General features: G+C 41.3%; 1 protein-coding gene. It reads left to right on the top strand.

The window, feature by feature from the left end; translation table 11 throughout:
* A partial coding sequence (locus tag SB658_RS25795; protein WP_410603314.1) for a MarR family transcriptional regulator occupies window positions 1–254 on the top strand: 254 nt, incomplete at both ends.

Below are 254 nucleotides of genomic sequence, written 5' to 3'. Positions count from 1 at the left end.
CACGGAAAAGCTGGATAAAGAACTGACACTTGATCAATATTACTCGCTTCGATACATCAACTTACACCCAGGATGTACATCAACAGACCTTGCCATCGAATGTAATGTCAATAAAAGTGCTGTGACATCCATGACCAATCGTCTTTTTAATAAAGATTATATTTATCGAGAGCATGATCAAGCTGATCGAAGAAACGTTCATCTCTATGTGACGCCCGAAGGAAAAGACGTGGTCAGCCGAATGGAGAAGCAGC

Source organism: Bacillus sp. SIMBA_008 (assembly GCF_046535495.1).
In the GTDB taxonomy this organism is placed as follows: domain Bacteria; phylum Bacillota; class Bacilli; order Bacillales; family Bacillaceae; genus Bacillus; species Bacillus subtilis.
The sequence above is the reverse complement of the archived record's forward strand: the minus strand, read 5'-3'. Positions and strand labels throughout refer to the sequence as shown.